This is a genomic window from Verrucomicrobiia bacterium, assembly GCA_035946615.1.
GTDB lineage: Bacteria > Verrucomicrobiota > Verrucomicrobiia > Limisphaerales > UBA8199 > DASYZB01.
The window spans coordinates 1-23,291 of record DASYZB010000111.1 but is presented as its reverse complement, the minus strand read 5'-3'; the positions used below and the strand labels follow the sequence as shown (position 1 = coordinate 23,291).

The 23,291-nt window shown below is 57.4% G+C and carries 25 protein-coding genes; 4 read left to right on the top strand and 21 right to left on the bottom strand.

Going from position 1 to position 23,291, the window contains the following annotated elements:
• Positions 1–65: 65 nt before the first annotated feature.
• Complete coding sequence (locus tag VG146_15985) at positions 66–725, bottom strand: prepilin-type N-terminal cleavage/methylation domain-containing protein (protein HEV2393853.1); 660 nt, start codon at positions 723–725, stop codon at positions 66–68.
• Between the two features lie 256 nt (positions 726–981).
• Positions 982–1,221 carry a hypothetical protein gene (locus VG146_15980; GenBank protein HEV2393852.1) on the bottom strand — a complete coding sequence of 80 codons (240 nt, stop codon included), beginning with the start codon at positions 1,219–1,221 and terminating at the stop codon, positions 982–984.
• 114 nt (positions 1,222–1,335) lie between these two features.
• Between VG146_15980 and VG146_15975 the strand changes: the two genes are divergently transcribed.
• Genes VG146_15975 through alaS form a run of 3 tightly spaced genes read left to right on the top strand, consistent with a single transcriptional unit; the run spans position 1,336 to position 5,861 of the window.
• Complete coding sequence (locus VG146_15975; GenBank protein ID HEV2393851.1) at positions 1,336–1,461, top strand: hypothetical protein; 126 nt, start codon at positions 1,336–1,338, stop codon at positions 1,459–1,461.
• 3 nt (positions 1,462–1,464) lie between these two features.
• Positions 1,465–3,000, top strand: a complete 1,536-nt coding sequence (locus VG146_15970) for an RNA polymerase sigma factor (protein ID HEV2393850.1) — start codon at positions 1,465–1,467, stop codon at positions 2,998–3,000.
• A gap of 44 nt (positions 3,001–3,044) precedes the next feature.
• Positions 3,045–5,861: an alanine--tRNA ligase gene (gene alaS, locus VG146_15965; protein HEV2393849.1), complete on the top strand. Its 2,817-nt coding sequence runs from the start codon at positions 3,045–3,047 to the stop codon at positions 5,859–5,861.
• A 12-nt stretch (positions 5,862–5,873) separates the two neighbouring features.
• Here the strand turns inward: alaS and msrA are convergent, their stop codons facing one another.
• From msrA to VG146_15950, 3 genes are all read right to left on the bottom strand, one after another.
• Complete coding sequence (gene msrA / locus VG146_15960; protein ID HEV2393848.1) at positions 5,874–6,416, bottom strand: peptide-methionine (S)-S-oxide reductase MsrA; 543 nt, start codon at positions 6,414–6,416, stop codon at positions 5,874–5,876.
• A gap of 301 nt (positions 6,417–6,717) precedes the next feature.
• Complete coding sequence (locus tag VG146_15955; GenBank protein ID HEV2393847.1) at positions 6,718–7,395, bottom strand: DedA family protein; 678 nt, start codon at positions 7,393–7,395, stop codon at positions 6,718–6,720.
• 421 nt (positions 7,396–7,816) lie between these two features.
• Complete coding sequence (locus VG146_15950; GenBank protein ID HEV2393846.1) at positions 7,817–8,611, bottom strand: YebC/PmpR family DNA-binding transcriptional regulator; 795 nt, start codon at positions 8,609–8,611, stop codon at positions 7,817–7,819.
• A gap of 30 nt (positions 8,612–8,641) precedes the next feature.
• Between VG146_15950 and VG146_15945 the strand changes: the two genes are divergently transcribed.
• Positions 8,642–9,571, top strand: coding sequence for a uracil-DNA glycosylase (locus VG146_15945; protein HEV2393845.1), 930 nt, complete (start codon positions 8,642–8,644; stop codon positions 9,569–9,571).
• A gap of 317 nt (positions 9,572–9,888) precedes the next feature.
• Here the strand turns inward: VG146_15945 and VG146_15940 are convergent, their stop codons facing one another.
• From VG146_15940 to glnA, 16 genes are all read right to left on the bottom strand, one after another.
• Positions 9,889–10,665: a cytochrome c oxidase subunit II gene (locus tag VG146_15940; GenBank protein ID HEV2393844.1), complete on the bottom strand. Its 777-nt coding sequence runs from the start codon at positions 10,663–10,665 to the stop codon at positions 9,889–9,891.
• 20 nt (positions 10,666–10,685) lie between these two features.
• Positions 10,686–11,117 (bottom strand): hypothetical protein, encoded by a 432-nt coding sequence (locus tag VG146_15935; protein HEV2393843.1) that lies wholly within the window; start codon positions 11,115–11,117, stop codon positions 10,686–10,688.
• Positions 11,114–11,323, bottom strand: coding sequence for a hypothetical protein (locus VG146_15930; protein ID HEV2393842.1), 210 nt, complete (start codon positions 11,321–11,323; stop codon positions 11,114–11,116). Before VG146_15930 ends, VG146_15935 begins: the two co-directional genes overlap by 4 nt.
• A gap of 2 nt (positions 11,324–11,325) precedes the next feature.
• A complete protein-coding gene (locus VG146_15925) occupies positions 11,326–11,694 on the bottom strand; it encodes a cytochrome C oxidase subunit IV family protein (GenBank protein HEV2393841.1) in 369 nt (122 codons plus the stop codon).
• A 6-nt stretch (positions 11,695–11,700) separates the two neighbouring features.
• Complete coding sequence (locus VG146_15920; GenBank protein ID HEV2393840.1) at positions 11,701–12,537, bottom strand: cytochrome c oxidase subunit 3; 837 nt, start codon at positions 12,535–12,537, stop codon at positions 11,701–11,703.
• 8 nt (positions 12,538–12,545) lie between these two features.
• Positions 12,546–14,351 (bottom strand): cbb3-type cytochrome c oxidase subunit I, encoded by a 1,806-nt coding sequence (locus VG146_15915; GenBank protein ID HEV2393839.1) that lies wholly within the window; start codon positions 14,349–14,351, stop codon positions 12,546–12,548.
• 123 nt (positions 14,352–14,474) lie between these two features.
• The gene (cyoE, locus tag VG146_15910) at positions 14,475–15,377 is read right to left on the bottom strand and encodes a heme o synthase (protein ID HEV2393838.1); all 903 of its coding nucleotides are present in this window, start codon (positions 15,375–15,377) and stop codon (positions 14,475–14,477) included.
• Positions 15,378–15,506: 129 nt separating this feature from the next.
• Entirely contained in the window at positions 15,507–16,787 is a 1,281-nt protein-coding gene (locus VG146_15905; GenBank protein ID HEV2393837.1) for a COX15/CtaA family protein, read from the bottom strand.
• A gap of 25 nt (positions 16,788–16,812) precedes the next feature.
• Entirely contained in the window at positions 16,813–17,523 is a 711-nt protein-coding gene (locus tag VG146_15900) for a carboxypeptidase regulatory-like domain-containing protein (protein HEV2393836.1), read from the bottom strand.
• A gap of 166 nt (positions 17,524–17,689) precedes the next feature.
• Complete coding sequence (locus VG146_15895) at positions 17,690–18,643, bottom strand: RluA family pseudouridine synthase (GenBank protein ID HEV2393835.1); 954 nt, start codon at positions 18,641–18,643, stop codon at positions 17,690–17,692.
• A gap of 35 nt (positions 18,644–18,678) precedes the next feature.
• Complete coding sequence (gene lspA, locus VG146_15890; GenBank protein ID HEV2393834.1) at positions 18,679–19,236, bottom strand: signal peptidase II; 558 nt, start codon at positions 19,234–19,236, stop codon at positions 18,679–18,681.
• Between the two features lie 41 nt (positions 19,237–19,277).
• On the bottom strand, positions 19,278–19,856 hold the full coding sequence (locus VG146_15885; GenBank protein ID HEV2393833.1) for a thioredoxin family protein: 579 nt from the start codon (positions 19,854–19,856) through the stop codon (positions 19,278–19,280).
• 49 nt (positions 19,857–19,905) lie between these two features.
• Entirely contained in the window at positions 19,906–20,160 is a 255-nt protein-coding gene (locus VG146_15880; protein ID HEV2393832.1) for a hypothetical protein, read from the bottom strand.
• A 73-nt stretch (positions 20,161–20,233) separates the two neighbouring features.
• Positions 20,234–21,259, bottom strand: coding sequence for an ATP-binding cassette domain-containing protein (locus VG146_15875; GenBank protein HEV2393831.1), 1,026 nt, complete (start codon positions 21,257–21,259; stop codon positions 20,234–20,236).
• 27 nt (positions 21,260–21,286) lie between these two features.
• Entirely contained in the window at positions 21,287–22,651 is a 1,365-nt protein-coding gene (gene dnaA, locus VG146_15870) for a chromosomal replication initiator protein DnaA (protein HEV2393830.1), read from the bottom strand.
• A 423-nt stretch (positions 22,652–23,074) separates the two neighbouring features.
• Positions 23,075–23,291: glutamine synthetase (glnA, locus tag VG146_15865; GenBank protein ID HEV2393829.1), on the bottom strand; the 217-nt coding region annotated here is incomplete at its 5' end.

Sequence of the window (23,291 nt, the reverse complement as noted above, 5' to 3'; positions counted from 1 at the left end):
CAGGCGGGGCGACATGACCTTTCCGCCGCTCATGTTACCTGCGGGGAATGCATAAACACGACAGCTCAAAGCACTCCACGCGGTTTGGAGAACACTACATTCGTTGTCCCCGAGGCGATTTGGGCGCTAATCACGTCTCGCAATATTGGCGTCGTGGTGCGGCGCGAGCTTCCGTCGCCCATGCCCAGATTGCCGCGCAAATTATGCAGTGTCCGGTCCCAGGCGGCATCAATCGAGGTCCCCAGAAACACGCTCCAGGACGGGTCGAGCCCCCCGCCACCGCCCAGCACGTTACGATCGCCTATGAGAACATTGAACGTCTTGGCATCGAGCGAATTCGTGCCGGCGAAAAAGCTGATGTTGAAGTCGCCTCGCAGGGGGCCCCACCCATTAGTGCCCGGCTGCTTGGCGGAATCTGTTGGACACACCAGGATTTTTGGGGTCACCAATTCGTTCGAACAGACCCGGAAATGGTCCGTCCAGTCTGCCGACCCCATGCTGCCGCCTTTATCGTAGCTCACGCACCAGGGGTATTTGTCTCCTTGATCATTGGCCCACATCCGCAAGCCCAGCCCGACTTGCTTTTGATTATTGATACAGGCGATGTCCTTGGCTTTTGCCTTGGCTCGCGCCAGCCCTGGAAGCAGCAAAGCCGCCAGGATGGCAATGATAGCAATCACCACCAGCAACTCGATTAAAGTAAAAGCAGGCGCGCGAACTTTCATAGTCAACTGCGGCTTTGGCCCTTCCGAAAAGCCTCGCGAAGCGCTCGACGCCGCCGGAGTGGCTGGCCAAAGCCAATGGTCTAGCGAATTGAGAGCAAATGTCAAGCCAAACTGGAATCAGCCAAAACGTCGCCAAAAGAATCTCTTAAACTGTGGAACTGGCGTCCCTCAGGTTTGTTGAATCCTTTGGTGTGAACTGGCAGTCGAGGCATGATCAGACCGCCACCATTTGCACGCCTATGAATTCGGTATTCGCTCAAGCGGATTGACCGCCGTTTCCGTCACCCGAAGGCTTCCCCACCTCAATGGCCGAGACGTGGAGTCCTGCAATCGTGACACTGGTATCATCATCGAACCACACGACCACGCGGGTCCCCTGGGGATTGGAGTTGGCATGATCCGCACTGGGAACCGCATAGCGCCTCCCGCTGCTGGTCACAATCGTGAATGGCTCGAAGGGGGTTGCTCTTAAATGCTTTCGTATATCACCAATCATGCGCGTCAGACCTCGCTGAATAAATAACTGGCGTCAAATTGGAGTTAATCCTTTACGCCACACCAATATGATAAACCTTGACAAACTGTTGGTCAATAAGGTTTTATTACATAAATGAGGCTGCATATTGGAAATGCAAAGGCATCGATGACGCCGGAGGACCTCGATCCAAACCCGACGCTTGAACCCCTCGAACCTGCATGGATTTGTCCGCTTTGGGCGGCGGCGGTTACTATCTAATGAATGAATGGTCTGACTGACCTGGAATTGTTGCGCGAATATGCCGAGCACCCCGCGGAGGCGGCCTTTGGCGAACTGGTGCGGCGGCATGTTGACCTTGTCTATTCCGCCGCCTTGCGCATGGTCCGGGATGCGCACCTCGCCGAAGACGTGACGCAAGGCGTGTTTGTTGCCCTATCGCGCAGCGCGGGGCAACTCACAAGTCACCCGGTCTTATCCGGCTGGCTGCATCGCACGACCCAAAACCTTGCGGCCAACACCGTCCGCTCAGAAGTGCGCCGCCACGCCCGCGAACAGGAGGCCGCTGTCATGAATGATTTGCTTTCCACCGCACCCGGCGCCCCATGGGATGAGGTTGACCCGCAGTTGGACGCCGCCCTGGGCGAATTGAGCGAAACGGACCGAGACGCGCTGCTGCTGCGCTATTTCGAGGGCAAATCGGCGGACGAAATAGCCCAGACCCTCGGCACGAGCCAAGAGGCGGCGCAAAAGCGCGTCAGCCGCGCGGTGGACCACCTGCGCGAATTGCTTGCCAAACGCGGGGTCACTGCCGGCGCTGGCGGGCTCGCTGTGCTCATCGCGCCCAACGCCGTCCAGGCTGCGCCCGCGGGTTTGGCCCTCTCGATAACCACTTCGGCAGCGGTGGCGGGCACAGCCGTCGGCACTCTCATAACCTCAACTCCCGCAAAGGCCCTTGCTATGACCACCCTGCAAAAGACCCTCATCGCCACAGCCCTGACCGTCGCGATTGGAGTGGGAACCTACCAGGCCCGCCAGGCCGCCCTCCTTCGTGCCCAGGTGAAGACACTCCAGCAGCAACTCACCTCACCCTCCAACCAGGCGAAGGCAAAAGCCCTCGCTACCCTCCAAACCAAGGTCGAAGGGCTGGAGGTTCAGAACGACCAACTGTCCCTCGCGCTCAGCAAGGCCAATACCGACAAGGCCCGCTTGCAAACGGAACGCGAACAGGCCCGGCGCAGCGCCGCCCTGTACAAGGAACTGGTCGAGCAAGCCAATTCCAAGGATTTGAACCCAACCAACGAGTATCCCACGCAACGGCACGTCTGGGCCGCTTTTGGCCGGATGGGCCGCATTGGGGCACTCTCGAAGGAGGATGACAGCAAGCTTTCAACGGATGAAAAATCCGCCCTCGAAGCGGCCCGGACGAAGGCCCTGGAGGACCTCCCTAACCTGGTGAAGGCCGCCAAACAATACGATATGGGCAAATCCGAGGACCTTCAATCCAATGAGATGATCGACGAAGTAGCCTGCTTGCTCTATGGAGCGCTCAATCTGGATGAGCAACAGTTCAACGCGGTGTACGGCGTGATGCAAAAAATCCAGCAAGAGGCCAAGCAAAAAGGTCTCTCGAAGGAGACGCCAGCACCGCAGGCCGCTGACGCGGCCAAACAGATTATGGAACAATTCAAGACGGAAACCCAAGCCCTCTTAACACCCGAACAAACCAGGATATTCGCTGAAGTTGTCACGCACTTTCAGGTCGAACCCGGCAAGTTCGGCTACAGCTTCAATTTTTAAAAATCTCAGTGCTCCTGGGGGTTTTTTCGTTTAAATTGGCTTTCATGACGAGCGCCCAGATAAGAGAGTCTTTCCTCGATTTCTTCAAATCGAAGGGGCATACCATCGTGCCCTCGTCGAGTCTGATGCCCGATTCGCCCAATCTCCTGTTTACCAATGCGGGCATGAACCAGTTTGTCCCCATCTTTCTCGCCCAACGCCCGCCGGATGTGTCCCAATGGCCTGGCGCCATTCCGGGCAGCAACACCCGCGCAGCCGATACGCAGAAATGCATCCGGGCCGGTGGCAAACACAACGACTTGGAAGATGTCGGGCTCGACACCTATCACCACACCTTTTTCGAGATGCTGGGCAACTGGTCTTTTGGCGATTACTTCAAAAGAGAGGCCATTGATTGGGCCTGGGAACTGGTCACAGGGATTTGGCAATTTCCAAAGAACCGTCTCTATGCGACCGTCTATTCGCCGGATAAAAGCAAGAGCGACCCCAGCGTCTTTGACCAGGAGGCATATGATATCTGGGCCGAACGATTCAGTGCCGCAGGATTCGACCCCAAAATCCACATCGTCAGCGGCAGCAAGAAGGACAATTTCTGGATGATGGGCGATACCGGCCCGTGTGGGCCGTGCAGCGAAATCCATGTCGATCTCACCCCGCAAGGGGATACCAAAGGCCGGTTGGTCAACCAGGGCGCCGCCGAGTGCATCGAAATCTGGAACCTGGTCTTCATCCAATTCAATGCCAACCCGGATGGAACATTCTCGCCTCTGCCGGCCAAGCATGTCGATACCGGCATGGGTTTCGAGCGGGTCACCAGTATCATCCAAAACACGAGGAACTTTACCGATTTCAACCGGGTTATCTCGAATTACGAAACGGACATCTTCAGGCCGTTGTTCGACCGCATCGAGAAGTTAAGCGGGGAGAAATACCAAAGCTCGCTGCCCGGCCATGGACGCTCCGAACAAGGAAGCGATTTGCTCGCCTACGCGAGGAATCCTCAGCTTAAAATAGACATTGCCTTCCGTGTCATTGCCGACCACATCCGCGCGCTCAGCTTCGCTATTGCTGATGGCATTCTCCCCTCAAACGAGGGCCGTGGCTATGTGCTGCGCCGCATCCTGCGCCGCGCGGTGCGCTATGGCCGGTCGTTAGGTTTTCACGAGCCGTTCTTTTACAAGCTCACCACCGTCTTGGCCGACACGATGGGGCATGTCTTCCCCGAGTTGCGCGCCAAACAAGAGCATATTGAAGAAGTCATCCAGCGCGAGGAAGAGGCATTTAACAAAACGCTGGATAACGGCATCGAGCTGTTTGAAAAGGAAGTCGCGCGGCTCACGGCAAGCGGCGCTCGGGGCGGGCGCGCTCCCCAGCAAGGCGGCGGAGCGCAAGTTTCTGGCGCCTTCGCGTTCCGGCTCTATGACGAGCAGGGCTTCCCTCTTGATCTCACCGAGTTGATGGCCCGCGAGCGCGGCCTCACCGTCGATGTGGCAGGATTCAACAAGTTTATGGAAGAGCAAAAGGCGCGCGCCCGCTCCGCCCAGAAGAAACAAGTCATCGAACTTTCCCAGGTCGAAACGACCACGCCCACGAAGTTTGTCGGTTATGACGAATTGGAATCCCCCGGCAAGGTGCTTGAAGTGCTCGAGATAAAAGACAAAACCGCCGTCATCCTGGATGCATCCCCGCTTTATGCCGAGATGGGCGGTCAGGTCGGTGATACAGGCGAGCTTAGCTCCGGGGCTGAGCTTTGGCGAATTTCGAACACGCAAAAGGCCGGCAGCGCATGGTTGCATTTTCTCGGCGAAAATGGACCACAAGAGGCGCGCAATGCAAATGCGCCGGCCATTGGCTCGGAGGCGACACTGACCGTGGACCGCCCGCGCCGCTTTGCCATCCAACGCCACCACACCGTGACGCATCTTTTGCACTGGGCCCTGCACGAAGTCGTCAGCCCCGATGCAGTTCAAAAAGGCTCTTACGTCGGCCCTGAGAAACTCACGTTTGATTTCAGCAGCGCGCCGATAACTACTCAGCAAGTCGCCGATGTCGAAAAACTCGTCAATGAACGCATCCTGGAAAATGCGCCCGTAAGCTGGACGGAAATCCCTTATGCGGAGGCCAAGTCCCGCAAAGATATTATGCAGTTTTTCGGCGAGAAGTACGGCGAGCGGGTTCGGGTTGTCCAAATCGGCGGGCGGACAGGGGCGTTGAACGGTTATTCCATGGAACTGTGCGGCGGCACACATACCCGCGCCACGGGCGAGGTTGGCCTGTTTCGAATTGTTGCTGAATCCGCTATTGCAGCCGGCATCCGGCGCATCGAAGCGGTCTCCGGGCTGGAGGCCTATAGGAAAGCAAGCCAGGAATTGCAGCTTATCAAAACGCTCTCAGGCAAGGTCAATTCGCCCGTTAACGAGCTGGAAAAGAAAATCGAATCGCTGCTTGCCCAGCAAAAAGAATTGGAGAAACAACTCAAGGCTGCGCAACAAAAGCAAGCCGCCGAGATTGCGCGCGGCCTGAGCGCCAAAGCCCAGACCTTCGGCTCGACCCAAGCCATTATCGAGAACCTCGGAACAGGCGATGGCGATTTCCTCCAGGCCGTTGCGGATTCGCTCAAAAGCCAGTTCAAAGGGGTCGTGGTGCTCGGCAGCGCCTCGAACGGGGCCGTGGCCCTCGTGGCAACCGTCTCACCCGAGCTGGCCAAGCAAGTCCAAGCTGGCAAAATCATCCAGGCCATTGCCCCGATTGTCGGCGGCAAAGGCGGCGGGCGGCCAGACAATGCCCGCGGCGGCGGTAAAGACTCTTCTAAACTCAACGAAGCCCTCGCCAAAGCCGGCCAATTGCTGCACAGCCCTTAACCAGCCCTTATCCTACGGCTTGGCTTCCTGAAGCTTGTGCTCGAACTTCTCGACCTTCGGGCGGATGATAGCCCGGCAATAGGGCTGGTTGGGGTTGCTGCGGAAATAATCCTGATGGTATTTCTCGGCTTTGTAGAAGGCCTTGAGTGGAACGATCTGCGTCACAATCGGCTGGTCAAAATGCTTTTGCGCATCCGCCTTTGACTTTTCGGCTGCCACCTTTTGAGCTTCGCTGTTGTAAAGAATGATGGACCGGTACTGAGTTCCTGAGTCGGGTCCTTGCCGATTCATCGTGGTGGGGTCGTGCACATCCCAAAAAGTATCGAGTATTTTTTCGTAACTGATGAGCTGCGGATTGAACTGAATCTGGATGACCTCAGCGTGGCCCGTCGTGCCGGTGCAGACCTCTTGATAAGTCGGGTTGGCCTTTGTCCCTCCCGCATATCCGCTGGCGATGGATTTGACTCCGGGCAGCATTTGGAAAATGGCCTCCAAACACCAGAAACAACCGCCGCCCAGCGTGGCGGTTTCGGTCAGATTGGTTGAGTTTTGCATAATCTTGGTTTGCGAACGACCGGCGCTCATGCTGCCCAACAGCAGGGCTGCCGATAAAATCATGTTTGTCTTCATCTATTTGCCGCCAGTCTCGCACAGAAGTTGGTCCAGGACAAATGCCTCCGAGCATGTTTGAAAGTCCCAGGTCGGCTGCAATGAGGGGGAAATCTCAACCCAATGCGCAGTCCAACGCGTAATGCCTCAGTGACTGCGGGGCTGCCGGCTGAAGCCGGCGTTCCGGACGCGCGGAACGCCGCCTTTAGGCGGCAGCGCCCGCCGTCACTAACCGATTACTCCAACGCTATCCCAGTTTACCGCCCGCTGTCGTGGACTCCGGCAACTTGGCGTCGCGTTTCATGTGACGATGCACAAAGGCGTAATACATCCCCCCGAGCACCAGAACCGCTCCACCGAGCCAGAGTGAAACGTGTTTGACCTCGCCCCGCAACAGGCGCTCATCCTGGCCCATTTTGATGCCAATATAACAAAGCACAGAGCACCAAATCCCCGAACCCAACAGGGTATAGAGCGAGAAGGCCTTATAGCTCATGCGCACGATGCCTGCCGGAATGCCTATCAAGTGGCGCACCACGGGCATCAGCCTGGAAATCAGGATTCCGACCGAACCATAGTGCGATGCCCAACGTTCAGCTCCTTCAATTTTTTCAGGCGTGATGAGGACGTAACGTCCGTAACGCATCAGGAGCGGACGCCCACCGAGCCGGGCTGCCCAATACATCGCCGTCGCGCCCAGCCAGGACCCTAACATGCCCGCAATCACAATCCCGCTAAGAGTGAGTGGGATTTTTCCAGTGTAAGCCAGGTGCGCAGCGGGTGGGATGACCGCCTCGCTTGGCACAGGCAGAATCGAGCTCTCGATAGCCATCAGCAAGCCCACTAAAGGGTATCCGCCGCTCACCAGGGCGCCTCGATACCATTCCACCAACCGCGTAATCAACTCTGTCAGGGCTTTGAGCATGGGCGGGCGTTATAAATCAAAAACAGCGTGGTGGAAATGATTTACTTGAGGAGTCCCTGACATGAACTCCATCTTTAATCTGCGGATTCTTCTTCCTCTCCCCTTCCGAAGGGGAGGTACCCCGCTTTCAGCGGGGTCCGAGGCCAAAGGCCTCGCTTAAACCAGCCCACGGCCAGCGCCCTGGGAAGAGAAAACAACACTCCGCCTGCAGGCCAACAGCCTGCCTCATAGAGTCATCTATAAAGCAGGCCGTTGGCCTGCAACCATATCCACTTTGCACCCCGTTTCCCACGGCATTGCCGTGGGCTGGTATGAGGGACGCCTTTGGCGTCCTCGCACGCTGAAAGCGTGCTCCCTCAGTGTGTAATCCATCCCACGGTCCTCGCAGATAAAAGGAGCGTAGGCGGGACCATCAGCCAGTTTACCGGAGCGCGGCCCAGACCCTGTGCACGTCATCGTGGTCCTCTAACGCCTGCAAAAACTCGCCGGCCTCGGCTCGTTGGAACTCTGTCAGCTCGGGATAGTTCTTTGCGATGTAGCCGATCTCGCTCGTCACCACAGTCCAGCCGTTTTGTGAAAGCCATTTGGAAACAGTGTGGACAGCGGTCCGGTCGGTCAGGAACCTGGCGCCCGCGTATCCCTCGGGAATATCGTCGTTTTGCTCACGGGTGAGGGGCAGGACTTCGTTGGCGCCGGCCTCGATGGCGGCCGCTTCGATATCGACGTTCACGCCGGGGTGGCCGGCCTCCACAATGCCGGTGTGGTCGAAGAGAAACTTATTGCTGCCGGTCGTGCCGAGCTGGCCTTTGTTGCGGAAAAGGTTTCGAACCTCGGGCGCGGTGCGGTTTACATTGTCGGTATAAACCTCGACGATGACCGCGACCTTATGCGGAGCATAACCTTCAAAGACCACATGGTCCATCACCAGTTTTTCCGGACCGGTTCCCGCTCCCTTTTTGACGGCCCGTTCAATGACTTCGCGCGAGACGCTCTCTTTGCGGGCCTTTTCGACTGCTGCCGCCAGGCGCGCGTTGCCCTCGATGTCGGCGCCGCCCATTTTGGCGGCCACCATGATTTCGCGCACGAGCTTGCCGGTCGCTTGCGCCTTTTTCATCGAGGCGACCGCCCGTTTGGCATGTAACCATTGACGTCCCACGCCCGCAGGGTAGCAAACCGGCAGCACTGTTATCAACTCGCCGCAAGAGATTCTGGCCAATTCCAACGCGGGCTACTAGGATGGTCGGCGATGTCCGTGGCCTATGATCGACTACTCGAGGCCGCCATTCAGCATTTGCACGAGCTGAAGCAGAGCGGGGCACGCTTCGTCCCCGTCCATATCGAGACGCTGGCGCGTCTGACGCGTCCCGCGCCAACAAGCCCGACCCGGCCCCCAATCCATAGGCCGGCTCGCGCTCAACAACCGCCCACCCCACCGCGCTCTCCTATCGCATCGCGCGAACCGGCGGCTGCCAGGAGGGCGCTGGCCGCGCCAGTCGAGGAGCTGAACGCAAGCTCAGCCGATGCCCGCGCGCCTTCAATCCCGGCGCTCGGGGCGGAGGAGAAGCTCGCCGCCTTTGCAGCCGTGCGTCAACGCGCCCTGGCCTGCGTCAAATGCGCGAACTTGGCTGCCGCCCGAAAGAACGTGGTGTTCGGGGTGGGCGACATCAACGCCCAGCTCATGTTTGTGGGCGAAGCCCCGGGCGCCGATGAAGATGCGCAGGGCGAACCCTTCGTTGGCAGGGCCGGCCAGTTATTGACGCGAATTATCCAGACCATGGGCTTAAGCCGTGAAAGCGTGTACATCGCCAATATTCTCAAGTGCCGCCCGGACACACCCGGCTGGAGCGCGGGCAATCGCAAGCCCACCACCGAAGAGATGCAGACCTGCATCCCGTTTTTGCACGAGCAGATTGACCTTATCCGGCCGCGAGTGCTGGTCGCTTTAGGCGGGACCGCCGTCGAGGGGTTGCTGGGCAAGACCGCCGGAATCACCCGACTGCGCGGCCATTGGCAGAGCTACCGGGGCATTCCGTTAATGCCGACGTATCATCCGTCGTTTCTTTTGCGAAACCAGGCCCTAAGCGAGAAGCGCCGCGTCTGGGAGGATATGCTGCAAGTGATGGAAAGGTTGGAGATGCCGATCAGCGACAAACAGCGCAGCTTCTTTGCCAGATAGCAGGAACGGCTGGAGAAAACTTCTCGTAGCGGCGCTCAAAGCTCGGCTGTGACTAGATCATCGCCCCGGCAGCTTATTGCGCCAAATTGCAGTTCACCCTTTCTCCAAACCTTACCATGAACATCCTCAGCTTCAATATCACCGGTTCCCTTCCTCCACCTTTACGTCTTTCCTCTCTACGTCTCTGCGTTGAATCCCTCGGTTCCCATCAGCGTTCATTAGCGTTTATCAGCGTTCTCACCATCCGTGAAATCCGCGCACCCCCTGCTCACTACCCTCTCCACCTCAAATCCGCTTCTCCATGATGAGCGCGCTCTTTACTCGAAGCTGGTCGCGGAGCCGGCCTTTGACGCGAGCCACTTTTCGTAAGCGGCCTCACTCTCGACGGTGAGGAAACCCTGGGACATGCTGGAATGGCCATTGCCGCAGAGCTGGGCGCAATTGATTTGAAATCGGCCTTCTTCGGTCGGCCTGAACCAGATGGGGATGCGCATCCCGGGGATGGCGTCCTGGGTCACACGCAGCGCGATGACTTTAAAGGAATGAACGACGTCCTTGGACGAGATATAAATGATAACGGGACGCGTGGTGCCGTCGGGGTTTTTGACAAGCGGGACATGCATTTCGTTGAGGGTCTGGATGTCGTCCTTGCCATGCGGGTCGTTGGGGTCCACGCCAAACACGTTGTCCGGGGTCACCCAATGCATGTCTTGTTTTCCGAATATACCGTCTTTGCCGGGATAGCGGATGTTCCAGGCAAACTGCTGGGCTACCACCTGGATAACAGTCGATTCGCTTTCCTTGGGGAATTTATCAACTGCCCGGGCCCAGAAGGGAACGGCAATGGCCACCAGCAAGATGCCTTCAACCAGGGCGACGATGCCTTCGATCCAACTGGAGATGTGACTGCGCACGCCGAAATAATCCGCCTTGGGGTTGCGCGAGTGATGAAACCGGAAGAGCACGTAGGCGAAATAAGCTATCCAGCCGACGAACAGGACGATCATCAGCCAATGAACATAGATGATGAGGTCATCCACTTGCCGCCCGTGCTCGGAGGCCAGTACCGGCAGTCCAAGAAGTTTTTCCATCATAGAATTGTGCTGCGGTTAGGTCAGCGCCGGGTTGGTTTAAGCCGCTCACCAGAGAGCCGCCCACCTGTTCCGCTGCAACGCTCACGCGCGCGCGCCAGGGCTGGGCCTTTGCTGGACCCGCGCGCAGACCAGGCATCCCTGTGCCCGAGCACGGGCGCACTCCGGCGTTTTAGCGGGGCATCGTCCAGCCCCGCCGCAACCTCAGCGGCAATGGGCATGCGCGCGGATTTCCGGGCGAGATAAATGAAAAAGGCCGCTACGCCGCCCAACACCAGCACGATAGTGCCCAGCAGCGTGAAGATGCCCCAGTTCATGCCCGCTGCCAGGGGCGAATCGGATTGACCGTAACAGGCAGCGCAAGCGAGGGCTGAACCCCGCGCCAAAGTGGCAAGGGCCACAATAGCCAACCCAGGCACTCTGCAGAACCGCTTCGGCGGAACGATTGTTCTCATAGGTAACCAATGTCTTTAAGTTTCTTGAGGAAATAGCGTTCGTACAGGATAAGCGCCACGCCCGCCGCGAACGAGCCCAACCCAAACACCAGGTCGAGGGCCTGGCCGTTGGCCGACCAGTAATCCTTGAGCCCCCAAACGCCACAGCCGAAGGCCAGGGCGCAGGCGGCAGTGATGAAAATCAGATGGAATGCCTTAAGCGACATAATCAGTGGCGGATGGTGTGGTTTGGAAAATCGCTGTAGGACCACAGGATCAGGAACATCAACCCAATGAAAAAGAAAGCCGTAAAGGATAGAACGCCATAAACCATTTTGCGTTCCGAAATCAAGTGCATGAAGTAACCGGCCACCAGCGAGGCCTTGCAAATCGCGATAAGCAGGGCGACGGCAATGTTGAACTCGCGATTACCGAAAGGGATGTACGACGCTGCCACGGTCAGGAGCGTGCCGAAGATCAGCGCGTAAAAGACATAGAGATAGCGCCGGACATGCTGGCTGAAATGCTCGTCGTGCACGACGGTTCGGGGGCCAGGGGCGGGCTGGGCGGAACCGGCGGTCGATGCGTGTGCGTCCATAATATATTATAGCAAGTATAAGACAGGGAAGAGGAAAATCCAGACCAGGTCAACGAAGTGCCAGAACAAGCCGGAAACCTCGATGCGATTGGTGAATCGTTCCGGGTCGCGCCCCCACAGCTTGCTGCCGGGTCCCCAAAGGAACCCAATGACAATCGCCCCCCCAATGACGTGCAGCGCGTGCAGGCCGGTGAGCGTAAAATAAATCGCCGTATAGGTATTGTGCCAGGGACCATAGGTTTCCATGGAAGCAATTTGCGAGGCCTTGAAGGTCAGTTCCTCGTGCTTCACCGCCCGGGCTTCCGGCGAGCGGAGATCATAAATCTTTTTCAGCTCGTTCTGCAGTTCTTCACCGGTCTTGTTGGCAAAGTTGACGACAAATCCGTGAATGGTTACCTCACCGGTTTTCTTAGCGAGGTCGAAGTCCTTGGATTTCTCGACGAGGTGGCCGTCGGCGGTGCGGCCATCGGCCAGGGTAATCGAGTAGTGCATGAATTTATCGTGATACTCGTAGGACTTGATGCCAACGAAGGTCATGGCCAGCAAGAGGGTACAGGCGTGGAAGAACTTGAAGCGGCCCAACTGGTTCATCTTGCAGGAAGCCCAGGCCATGACGGTGGTAATGCTGGAAGTAATCAGGACCAGGGTATTGCAGGTGCCGATGGGGATGTTCAGCCAGCCATGCGGCCAATAGCCCTCAGGAGCCCCCACCCGCAGCAGGATGTAGGACGAAAACAGCGCGCCGAAAAGCATCACTTCAGACGCCAGGAAAAGCCAGATGCCCACCTTGGCATTGTACAGGCCGGTATCAGCGCGGGGTTCGACGGTATAGGGAATATCCATAGATGCAATCAGTCTGGCTCGTTTTGCGGCGTAAAGTCCTTTGCGTGGCCGGGGACGCTGTATTCATAAGGGCCGCGATGGACGACCGGAGCGGTGGCGAAGTTGCCGTGGGGCGGCGGGGTTGGCGTCTGCCACTCGAGCGTGGTGGCATCCCAAGGATTATCGGAATTGGTTTTCGGCCCGTTGTTGATGCTCCAAAACACATTAATCATGAACGGGATTTGGGCGAGGGCCAAACCCACAGCCGCCCAGAGGATGTAGGTGTGCAGGGCCATGATATGATCGCTCAACCCGCCGATGGCGCCCGGCACGTGCGCAGCGGAGTAATTGGCGCCCCCGTCAGCCATGCGCCGCAACATGCCGGCCATGCCCTGGGCGAACATCGGCTGGAAGATGAGGTTCATAAAAATCAGCGAGGACCAGAAATGCACCTTGCCCCAGAACTCGTTCATGAACCGCCCGGTCATTTTCGGGAACCAATAATAGATGCCGGCGAACAGGGCGAAAATGGTGCCCGGAGCGACGATGTAATGGAAATGAGCGATGACGTAATAGGTATCGTGCAGGTGAATATCGCTGTAACTGAACCCCAGGGGCAACCCAGTCAAGCCGCCAATGCCGAACATAGGTAGGAAGGCCATCACAAAGAGCATCGGGGTATTGAAGCGAATGGAGCCTCCCCACAAGGAAATGAACATGCAGGTCAGGATGATCACCGAAGGGATCGAGATGATCATGGTGGTGGTCTGGAAGAAGGTGGCTATCCGGGTGCCCATCCCGGTCAAATACATGTGATGTGCCCAAACAATGAACGAGAGAAACCCGATGGTCAGGACGGAATAGACCAGCGATTTATAACCCCAAATCGGCTTCCGGGTGTTGTTAGCAATGATTTCAGCAACGATCCCCATCGCCGGCAGGATGAGCACATAAACTTCCGGATGCGCCAGGAACCAAAACAGGTGCTGCCATAACAAGGGATTGCCGCCCCCGCTGACGTGGGCCAGTTGCCCGCCCACCGCCAGGCCCGTCGGCAGGAAGAAGCTCGTGTGCGCCACCTTGTCCATCAACTGCAGGACCGCCGCGGCTTCCAGCGGGGGAAAGGCCAGCAACAGCAGGAACGCCGTCACAAATTGCGCCCAAACAAAAAAGGGCAGACGCATCCACGTCATTCCCGGCGCCCGCAATTGGATGACGGTCGCGATGAAGTTGACCGCTCCCAACAGCGAAGAGGAAATTAAACAGACCATGCCAATAATCCAAAAAGTCTGGCCGTCGGTTGGAACGACCTCGGCGAGTGGCGGGTAGGAAGTCCAGCCAGCCTGGGCCGCCCCGCCCGGGATGAAAAAACTCATAAACATGATCAGCCCCCCCAGCACATAAAACTGGTAGCTGGCCATATTGACGCGCGGGAAGGCCATGTCCGGCGCCCCGATCTGCAATGGAACCAGGTAATTGCCAAAAGCGGCAAAGGCCAGCGGCACGATCGCCATAAAAACCATGATCGTCCCGTGCATTGCGCCGAACATGTTGTAAAGGTCAGGCGAGACCGTCCCTTTCGAGGCGACATTGCCGAAAATCGATTCCAGCAACGGGCCCAGGACTGGCACGGGCTGGCCCGGATGCGCTATCTGCCAGCGCATGATAAGCATCAGGCAAAGGCCGAAGAAAAGAAAACAGAGCGCCGTCAGCCCGTACTGGATGCCGATGATCTTATGGTCGGTGGAAAAGACGTATTTGCTCCAGAACCCGGCCTCGTCATGGGCGGTATCGTGGAGGGTAGGGTGCGGGATAGCGGGAGTAGTGGCCTGCATGTCGTCGCTGATGTTATGATTTAGTATATCTAATTCAACTTATCTTGCCATTGCAAAAGCAAATATTGTATTAGTGCGTTTTACCCTGTCAACTGGCTTTCGTCGGGAGTTGCCATTCCTTATCTAGCGGGTTTTGTCCAACACCATCGCCCCCAGCAGCAATGGCAGGTACAAGATCGAGAAATAAAATAACTGGCGCGCGCGGGGGATGGTCAACTGGCGGGCAAAGCGGACGGCGCACCATAAGAACATCAGGCCAAGGGTCAAGGCCCCGAAGAAATAAATGGGCCCGGTGAGTTTCAGCAGAAATGGGGAGAGGCTGACAGGCAGCAAGACGAGGGCGTGGGCGACGGCCTGGTGTCCAGTGCGGCGACCTTCGGGGTCGATGACGGAGAGCATTTTGAAGCCGGCGCGGGCGTATTCGTCGCGATAAATCCAAGCGATGGCCATGAAATGAGGGAGCTGCCACAGAGCCAGGATGCCGAAGAGGGCCCAGCCCGGCGCATCGAGCTGGCCGCGCGCGGCAGTCCATCCCATGAGGGGGGGCAAACCGCCGGGTATAGCGCCGACGGCGGTGTTGAGCCAGGTGACCCGTTTGAGCGGGGTGTAAATGAATAAATAACTGAGCAGCGATGCGGCCCCAAGCAAGCTGGTCGCGAGATTGACCGCCAGCGCTAGGTAAACCAGTCCGACCGCAGCAGTCGCCCAGCCGACGAAGAGAACCGTTACCGGTCTGAGCCGGCCCGAGGGGAGCGGGCGGTCGTGTGTGCGGCGCATCCGCGCATCAAACTCGCGCTCGGACAACTGGTTGAGGGCGGATGCGCCGGCGGCAACCAGAGCGGTCCCCAGGACGGTGTGGACCATGAGCAGCCAGTTGACTGCGCCGCGGGAGCCGATGTAAAAGCCGACCAGGGTGGTGAGCAGGACGAGGAAGGTCAGCCGGGCTTTGAACAGGTCGGCGTACACGGCAACCCAGCTCTTGTCCGGCGCAGCGGCGCGGAGTAATGATTGGGCCGTGGCTCTCATCGAGCGGGTTGCAGGATGAAGTGGGCTGCGGCAGGGCGCGACCTATTAATCGATGACTGAACAGTTGGGTTAGCTACACAGGTGCTACTCGGCATAAAAATCTTCAACTCTATTAATGATTACATCGGCTTAGTCCAGTCCGCCTACGGGCCAAGGACGTTGGGGCCAGCGCGCAGCGGACAAGGTGCCGGAGGCGACCAAGTCTTCCACCGGCGAATGATCAAACACGGGCTGCCAAAATGACATTATACATACAATCATGGCCAGCGCCAGTGAGAGAGCGCCAACCAGCACGTGGGCTGTGGCGATGTCGGCCGCCTTGTCGGACCAAATTGTCGCCGCGCCCAAGAGGGCCTGGACTATTATCAGCGCGCTCCAGGCTAAGGTCAGCCTGCTGATGGGATGGTTAGTGCCGAGGCGGCGACGGGCCAACCCGGCGCAAAGGGCGACCAGCCCAAGAATAAGGGCTGCCATCAACCTGTGGAGCATTTGAAGGAGGATTTGGAAAGCAGTAATTAAATGGACGGCCAGCACCTCGATGCGCTGCTGGTTATAGCGCGCCACAGACTGGGGGTCCATCGCGGGCCAGAGTTTGCCGTAGGCCATGGGGAAGTCGGGAATAGCCAGACCGGCGTGTTGATGGCGCATGGTCGCGCCTAAAACAAGCTGAGCCAGGATTAATAGGGCGGCGGTCAGCACGAGGCGCGACAACCATAAGGGCGGGCGGAACCCGGCCTCTAGCCAATGACCGGAAGCGGCTGCCTCTTGCCATGCGCGGCTGGTCAATAGGGCCAGCGCGCAGGTGAGGGCAAAAAAGAGTTGCGCCAGGGTGGCGTGGAAGATGCCAATTTGGTCTTTGAACAGAACGACGCGCAACCCGCCCAGGACACCTTGAAGCACCACCGCCACAAAAGCCGCCAGGCCGCATCGGCGCATCCAGCGCGGGCTCGGCTCGCAACGGGGCCAGACACGGCTCGCAAAGAATGCGCTGAGGCCCGTGACGCCAAGAACGATCGCATCGGTCCAATGTTTAGGCGCCATCAGCACGGTCCCAATGGCCAGTGCCAGAAGCCCCAGACCTGTCCAGCGCAAGAATGGGCGGGCGCTCCGCCCGTAAAGCCAGAGGGCCAGGATGGCAGTCAGTAGGCCCACACCTGAAGCCAGCAAGCGGTGGGTGTGCTCATAAAAGACACCGCCAACCCATTTCGAGAACGGGAAAAAGAACATGTTATACCCGTAGGTATTGGGCCAGTCCGGCACGGCCATTCCGACACCGTGGCTGGTGACCAATCCGCCCGCTCCCAGCAGCAGAAACGTGGCGCCGGCTGTGAGCACAGCAAACCGGTGCAGGCCAGGACAAATTAAACTGCCCTCCCGATTTCCCACCGGAAGCACTTTTCTTTCGTTCATTGACAGATGCCGCTCGACCAAAAACTTACTTGGCTTCGAGTGTAAAATCGACCTTTGCAGGCTGGCCTTCTTTGACCTCAACCTCCTGTGTTGCGGTCCCGGCCTTGCGATGCGCTGCCTGAATGGTGTACTTGCCTGCAGGAACATTCTCGATTTTGAACGAGCCGTCCTCGCCCGACACGGCGAAATAAGGATGATCGAACACGCTTGCCCAGGCAAACATCCAGGGGTGAACATCGCATTTAAACTTGAGGAACATCTCCGGGTCGTCGAAAGAGAATGTCAGGTCGGCGCCGCCCGGCATTTGGGCCATGTTCTGTTCCTTGTTGCTCGGGGCAGTGGGCAGGTCATGCACATTGTGCAGGACCTGGTCGGAATTCCGCACCGTGATCTTTTGATGGGTCTGGACGGCAAAAATCTGGGGATGATACTCGCATCCCTTCTGATCGAGCACCACAGCCGGAGCCGAAGCGCCGGTGGATTTGCCGGTGATGCCCTGCAGCGAAACGACCACATCGGCCAGGCCGTGGTTGGAGCCGACGACATAGAAATGGGTCGTAGGCATCGTGTTGGGATAGAGCTTGCCGCAATTAGGGTCGTCCTTGAGCGGGGTGATGTCCTTTTCTTTGGGCGGGGTTCCTTTGAGAGTGACGGTGCCGATGATTTCACCCGCAGTGGCCAGGTGCAGAGAGCCCGCCAGTGCGGCGATGAAGACAACAGTAGTAGTTTTATTCATAAATGCGCAAATGGTCCGAGAAAAATCCGAGGAAGAATAGCACCCACGACAAGGGATCGCAAGCGGATTGTAGTTTGAATAACTGGAAGTATAAATACGCCTAATAATCGCTCGGGACGGGAGGGTTCCATTGCAGCGGAATTCCTTTGTTTTGTTTTTCAACCGGTTACGTTCTCATTGGCGGGCGCAAGCGAGCGAGAGCGTCTGTGAAATCTTCAGGAAACGGGGCTTCGCAACCCAACCGTTTGCCAGTGCGCGGATGGATAAAGGCCAGGCGCAAGGCATGCAGCATCTGACGCGGTGCCAGGTAACCGGTCAGGTCCCCCAGGCGCTGATTCTGGCGCTGACCGTAGGTGGAGTCGCCTAGCAGCGGGTATCCCAGGAACTTGAAATGCACTCGAATCTGATGGGTCCGCCCGGTGTGCAAGCGGGCTTCAACCAGTGTGGTGCCGCGCAACCGTTCCAGCACCCGATAACTGGTGTGCGCTTCGCGCCCGAATTCCTCGTCCACCGCCATGCACTTGCGATGCGAGGGATGTCTGGCGATGGCAGCCCGGATTTCCCCCCGCTCACGCTCCATCTCGCCGCACACAATCGCATTGTAAATCTTTTCCACCTTTCGGCCGGCAAACTGGGCGGACAACGCGAGATGGGTTGCGTCGCTTTTGGCTACGACCATGCAGCCGCTGGTGTCTTTATCCAGACGATGGACGATCCCAGGACGGGCCACCCCACCGATACCGCTCAGTTCTCCGCGGCAATGATGCAGCAGCGCATTGACCAGGGTGCGGGTTTCGTGGCCTGCTGCAGGGTGAACCACCAATCCCGGCGGTTTATTGAGCACCAACAAGGCCTCGTCCTCATATAGAATCTCCAATGGAATCGCTTCGGGGAGCGCTTGGTCCGGCTGCGCCTCCGGCCAATGGACCTGAACCTGCTCGCCTGCGCGCGGGGTATGGGTCGGTTTGACCACCCGGCCATTGATGCGGATATGGCCCTCCTGGATGAGGCGCTGGATGGCCCCTCGGGAGACAGCCGGGAAATGGCTTTTTAACCAGGCATCCAACCGTTCGGAAGGCAATGATTGCTCAATGCTTATGACTTCAGTGCGCGATGGCATCGATCAATAAAGAGAAACTATCCAAGGCAGGAGTTTTATTTTGCGACAGCCGATGCGGGCCCTTTGGCATCGCGCTCGTTCCGCCAGGTCATCAAAAAGATCAATCCCACACCCGTGCAAATAGCGCTGTCGGCCACATTGAAAGCGGGGAAACCCAGCTCGGTCCCGCCTCGTTGCTGGAGGTAAAAGTAAAGAAAATCAATGACATGATGGCGGAACAGGCGGTCGATGAGGTTCCCGACGATTCCACCGAAGATTAAGCCAAAGGCGACCTGGCCCAACAGCGTGCGTGAATCAAAGTGGTGCCGGCTGAAAAAGAGGATGAGCAAAGCCAGCAAGGCGATAACAGCCAGGGCCTCGTTATTGCCCCGGAACAGACTCCAGGCGGCCCCCGTATTGGCCCAATGAACAAATTTGAAGAAGCCCTCAACCACTACTTTCTCCTGGGCGTAGCCCAGCAAGCGCAGGACAATTCCCTTGGTCAGTTGGTCCAAACCGATAACCAGCAGAGCAATCAGCCCAATGCGCCGATTGGGTGTCATGAAAGGGGCTTGCTCCGAATAGACCGAATCCATCTCATTCCTACAATACACGGGAATCTAATGGAATAGGGCAGTGGGAACAACCACTTTTGTTATCCAAAGTAGCCGGGCTCGTTACCTGGTTTCCATTTGATGTTGCAGCCAATACTGGGCCGCTGCTGGGCAGGAACCGGCTTGCCCCCGAGGACCGCGTCGAGGGCGGCGCGCAAGTCTTTGCCTGTGACGGGGATGCTGCTGCCGGGGCGGCTGTCATCCAATTGCCCCCGATAAACCAACTGTTGGCTGGCATCGAACAGGAAGAAGTCGGGAGTGCAAGCTGCCCGATAAGCCTTTGCGACCTCCTGGGTTTCGTCATAGAGGTAGGGAAAAATGTATCCAGCGGCTTTGGCTTCTTCGGCCATTTTGGCCGGGCTGTCTGCGGGGTAATGTTCAACGTCGTTGGAACTAATCCCAACAATGGCAGCGCCCCGCGGCATGTACTCGCGAGCGACCTGCGCCAGCCCGGAGCGGATGTGCCTTACATAAGGGCAGTGATTGCAAATGAAGGCCACCAGCAATGCCTCGGCCCCGTTGAAGTCATCGAGCGAAACGCTCTTGCCGGTGGTATCCGGCAGACGAAACGCAGGCGCGCGCGCGCCCAAGGCAAGCATCGTGGAATTCACTGCAACCATGCCCGAATTTGCAACCAGAGGGCTCTGCTGTCGAACGAAAATCTTCCCATTAGGGCCGGGTTATGCCCAGCGCGCTCTCGAACTCGGTGGAGAACTTGGAGACTGAGGCGGTGATTTTGGCCGGTTGTTCAGAAAGGGTGGCCATCATGCGCTCGGCCAGTTGCGGTTTGTGGTGGATCAACTCGACGGCCGCAACAATCAGTGACAAATGGTTATTTATGTCATGGCGCATGGTCGATAGCTTGCGATTCAGCTCCTCGAGCTGTCCTGCGGTTAAAGTAACTGGCTCAGTAGGCAAACCCATTTTTTAGCCGTAAAGATGTGCCCAAAAAGTCCCTAAAGGCAAGGGGTTTCGGCAAATCAGATCGAGTCGGGATTCACCGCGCCTCTGGGCCCTTTAATGCCGCATCGAGCCTCAGGCCGGCGTGTCCGGCGAAAATGCGCCGGATAACCTCCTCGATCGGGACCTCCTGAATATCAATATCAGTGATGGGCAATTCATCCAACAAGGCCTTGCAAACCGCTATGACCCGCTCGCGCTTGACCTTGAGTTGGATGGCGCCGGGATTGCGTTCGAGGACCTCGCCGTATTTTGCCAGGTCTTGGGCCAAACAGTCGGCTGGCCCCGCGCACCGGATGGTGACCAGCTTGGAATCTGCAAAGCGGTCCACCACCGTGGCAAGCCGGCCATCGAAGAAGATGGCGCCATGGTCGATAATGATCACCCGATCACACAATTCCTGAATATCAGCCATATAATGGCTGGTGAGCAGGATAGTGGTTTTTTTGGTGGCATTGTGTTCTCTTAGGAACTCGCGCACCGTTTTCTGTGAAATGACGTCCAATCCGATCGTCGGCTCATCCAGGAAAAGAACTTTGGGCTGGTGCAGCAGCGAGGCTATCAGTTCCATTTTCGTTCGCTCACCGAGCGACAGCTCGCGCACGCTCACGTTCAGCTTGTCGCTCACCGAAAGCAACTGGCTCATCTCCGCTACGCGGCTTTCCATCGTGTGGCGCGCAATCCCGTAAATCTGAGCGTTCAGTTCGAACGATTCGCGGGCGGGCAGGTCCCACCAAAGCTGGTTTTTTTGCCCCAGCAGAAGGGCAAACTGGCGCCGGTACCCATCGTCGCGTTCCCAAGGCACGTAACCCAATACCCGGGCTGAGCCGCTGGTGGGATAAAGCAAACCGGAGAGCATCTTAAGTGTGGTTGTTTTGCCGGCCCCGTTTGGCCCTAGAAATCCGACCAATTCTCCCGGTTGGATAGTGAAGCAAACCTCGTTGACGGCCAGGGTCTGCTCGTACGTGCGTCTGAAAAGACCTTTGACTGCCCCGGAAAAGCCCGGCTGCTTTTTGTACGTGCGGAAGGCTTTGGTCAGGCCCTTTACTTCGATGGCAGGCATACCGCCGAAGCTAACCTAAGGACAGCCCTAGCGCATGAGCTGCTTTTCGAGGTAGCTGACCACTTGCCGGACATTGGCATCGACCTCCATCCGATCCTTCACCAGCCGGCAGGCGTGCAGCACGGTCCCGTGGTCACGTCCGCCGAAGGCCTCGCCAATTGTGCTGAGCGAACTCTCGGTCATCTGGCGCGAAAGGAACATGGCAACCTGCCGCGGGAACGCAATATTCTCAGGCCGTCGTTTGCTGGTCATATCGGCCAGGCGGATGTCAAAATGCTCGGCCACTTTCTTTTGAATGACCTCGATGCTGATCGAGTAGCGGCCCTCCTCGTGCAGCAATTCGCGCAGGAGGCCCTCGACCACTTCCAGGCTCAGTTTCTTGCCCGTGAGCGCCGCGTACGAGGCGACACGAATCAGGGCCCCTTCCAGCCGGCGGATGTTGGTCCGAATCCGATTGGCCAGGAAGTTCATGATTTCATCGGGCAACTGGACGCCCATGAGTTGGGCCTTCTTATTGAGAATGGCCAGGCGCATCTCCACATCCGGCGGCTGGAGGTCGGTGACCAGCCCCCACTCGAAACGCGAAACCAGGCGATGCTCGAGATTCTGTATTTCGCTGGCCGGGCGGTCGCAAGTCAGGACGATCTGTTTGTGCCCTTCGTGCAAGGTGTTAAATGTATGGAAGAATTCCTCCTGAATCCGCTCTTTACCGGCAAGAAACTGGATATCGTCGATCAGCAAGACATCCGTTTGCCGATACCTTTTTCGGAACTTGGCCAACTGGTTGTTCTGAATTCCATCGATGTACTCGTTGGTGAATTTTTCCGATGAGACGTAAGCGACTCGGGCGCCTTTCTTATGGCTGAAGACGTATTGGCCGATGGCATGCAGCAAATGCGTCTTGCCCAATCCCACCCCGCCGTAGAGGAACAGGGGGTTGTATGATTTGCCAGGGGACTGCGCTACGGCCAAAGCAGCGGCATAGGCAAAGTTGTTGTTGTTCCCGACAACGAATGAATCAAACGTATTCTTGGGATTGAAGCTGAAATCGTGCAGAGCGGCGTTGCGCTCGGGCGCCGCCTCAGCGAGTTTGGCTTTTTCGGCGGGCGGAGCCGCAAGCGGCTGCGGCTGGCTGCCATTGCTGGAGCCCACCCTGAATTTGATCTGAAGTTGGCGGCCCGAGGCCACAGCTACCACATCCTGCAGTAGCCCCATATAATTGTCCTTGAGCCAGACTTCGCAAAAATCATTCGCGACCTCCAGCACAAGATTTGTGTCTTCCTGGCCACACGCCCTCAGTGGCGCAAACCACAGATTGTAAGTGTCCGCAGCCAGCATGGAACGTAAATGTTCCTGGGCTGAACCCCAAATCTTCTCAGCGGAAGTTTGCATTTTCGTGTCTCAAAAGCCCGTTTTTCGGGCATTTTATTCACTTGGCACTTACCGCGCTAAAAAAGTGGTCTCAACCCCTTGCCCATACGGCCAAAGTATTTGCAAGCCAATCAAATCCGCATTCCATGTCGAGGCCATTGTTAAAAGTAGCACTAAATGTTTTAATCTAGTTTACTGCAATTCAAGTACTTGCGAAAGCGATCCAACAGAACTCGACCAAGGGCTCTTTTCTATGCCCAAAACCTGCGGGCCGAACCGAGTGCCGGATGGAGTTTGTAGGAAATTGGGAGACAACTTGCGAGGACAACATATTAACTTTTGTTCACGAGTTATTCACAGGCCATTTTGACCGATAAATTCAGGCAATTCTTTCGGTTTTTCGACTAGGCGCATGCTTCGAAAACTTTTCGTTTCCAACCATGCTTATACATCGTAGTAGAGATAGAACTCATATGGATGGGGCCGGAGGCGCAAGGCGTCATGCTCCTTGCGTTTGGCTGCTATCCACATGTCCAGAAAATCCGACGTGAACACGTCGCCCTTGAGCAGGAACTCGTGGTCTTTCTCGAGGCAATCCAGGGCCTCACCCAGGCTCCCCGCCACATTGGGCACCTTCTTCAACTCTTCGGGCGGCAGTTCG

Bases quoted from the DNA above. Each gene is read 5' to 3' on its own strand.
- VG146_15900 (HEV2393836.1), bottom strand. From the start codon at position 17,523: ATGAATAAAACTACTACTGTTGTCTTCATCGCCGCACTGGCGGGCTCT.
- VG146_15955 (HEV2393847.1), bottom strand. From the start codon at position 7,395: ATGCTCAAAGCCCTGACAGAGTTGATTACGCGGTTGGTGGAATGGTAT.
- VG146_15980 (HEV2393852.1), bottom strand. From the start codon at position 1,221: ATGATTGGTGATATACGAAAGCATTTAAGAGCAACCCCCTTCGAGCCA.
- dnaA (HEV2393830.1), bottom strand. From the start codon at position 22,651: ATGCAAACTTCCGCTGAGAAGATTTGGGGTTCAGCCCAGGAACATTTA.
- VG146_15930 (HEV2393842.1), bottom strand. From the start codon at position 11,323: ATGTCGCTTAAGGCATTCCATCTGATTTTCATCACTGCCGCCTGCGCC.
- VG146_15925 (HEV2393841.1), bottom strand. From the start codon at position 11,694: ATGGACGCACACGCATCGACCGCCGGTTCCGCCCAGCCCGCCCCTGGC.
- cyoE (HEV2393838.1), bottom strand. From the start codon at position 15,377: ATGAGAGCCACGGCCCAATCATTACTCCGCGCCGCTGCGCCGGACAAG.
- VG146_15880 (HEV2393832.1), bottom strand. From the start codon at position 20,160: ATGGGTTTGCCTACTGAGCCAGTTACTTTAACCGCAGGACAGCTCGAG.
- VG146_15935 (HEV2393843.1), bottom strand. From the start codon at position 11,117: ATGAGAACAATCGTTCCGCCGAAGCGGTTCTGCAGAGTGCCTGGGTTG.
- VG146_15885 (HEV2393833.1), bottom strand. From the start codon at position 19,856: ATGGTTGCAGTGAATTCCACGATGCTTGCCTTGGGCGCGCGCGCGCCT.
- VG146_15945 (HEV2393845.1), top strand. From the start codon at position 8,642: ATGTCCGTGGCCTATGATCGACTACTCGAGGCCGCCATTCAGCATTTG.
- VG146_15875 (HEV2393831.1), bottom strand. From the start codon at position 21,259: ATGCCTGCCATCGAAGTAAAGGGCCTGACCAAAGCCTTCCGCACGTAC.
- alaS (HEV2393849.1), top strand. From the start codon at position 3,045: ATGACGAGCGCCCAGATAAGAGAGTCTTTCCTCGATTTCTTCAAATCG.
- VG146_15970 (HEV2393850.1), top strand. From the start codon at position 1,465: ATGAATGGTCTGACTGACCTGGAATTGTTGCGCGAATATGCCGAGCAC.
- VG146_15905 (HEV2393837.1), bottom strand. From the start codon at position 16,787: ATGAACGAAAGAAAAGTGCTTCCGGTGGGAAATCGGGAGGGCAGTTTA.
- VG146_15985 (HEV2393853.1), bottom strand. From the start codon at position 725: ATGAAAGTTCGCGCGCCTGCTTTTACTTTAATCGAGTTGCTGGTGGTG.
- msrA (HEV2393848.1), bottom strand. From the start codon at position 6,416: ATGCAAAACTCAACCAATCTGACCGAAACCGCCACGCTGGGCGGCGGT.
- VG146_15915 (HEV2393839.1), bottom strand. From the start codon at position 14,351: ATGCAGGCCACTACTCCCGCTATCCCGCACCCTACCCTCCACGATACC.
- VG146_15895 (HEV2393835.1), bottom strand. From the start codon at position 18,643: ATGCCATCGCGCACTGAAGTCATAAGCATTGAGCAATCATTGCCTTCC.
- VG146_15920 (HEV2393840.1), bottom strand. From the start codon at position 12,537: ATGGATATTCCCTATACCGTCGAACCCCGCGCTGATACCGGCCTGTAC.
- VG146_15940 (HEV2393844.1), bottom strand. From the start codon at position 10,665: ATGATGGAAAAACTTCTTGGACTGCCGGTACTGGCCTCCGAGCACGGG.
- VG146_15975 (HEV2393851.1), top strand. From the start codon at position 1,336: ATGAGGCTGCATATTGGAAATGCAAAGGCATCGATGACGCCGGAGGAC.